At 61.9% G+C, this 425-nt stretch carries 1 protein-coding gene; it reads left to right on the forward strand.

Annotated features, from left to right (window positions below; all coding sequences use genetic code 11):
* Nucleotides 1-163: 163 nt before the first annotated feature.
* Nucleotides 164-425: low affinity iron permease family protein (locus EN852_RS35385; RefSeq protein WP_135879643.1), on the forward strand; the 262-nt coding region annotated here is incomplete at its 3' end.

Below are 425 nucleotides of genomic sequence, written 5' to 3' on the forward strand. Positions count from 1 at the left end.
AGCGTGTTGACTCGCCCGTGACAGGCAATGGCTAACTCCCGCATGGGCAACATGTTCCGGCACACGCGTACCTGCTGCTCTCGGGCGCGCGCCCGGGCGGGCTCGGAACGAAAATCCGAGTGCAACATTGTTGAAGCGCCTCCGCATTTCACCAGGACTCCCAATGGAAAAAACCTTCAATCGCGTTGCGACGGTCGTCGCACGCGCTTCCGGCCGTCCGTGGGCCTTTGCCCTATGCCTGGCGTCCGTTTTGATCTGGGCCGTAACCGGCCCGGTCTTCCACTATTCGGAAACCTGGCAGCTGATCATCAACACCGGTACAACGATCGTCACCTTCCTGATGGTCTTTCTGATCCAGAACACCCAGAACCGCGACGGCGCGGCCATCCAGGCCAAGCTCGACGAGCTGATCCGCGCCGGCGCCG

It is taken from the genome of Mesorhizobium sp. M2E.F.Ca.ET.209.01.1.1 (assembly GCF_004010375.2).
In the GTDB taxonomy this organism is placed as follows: domain Bacteria; phylum Pseudomonadota; class Alphaproteobacteria; order Rhizobiales; family Rhizobiaceae; genus Mesorhizobium.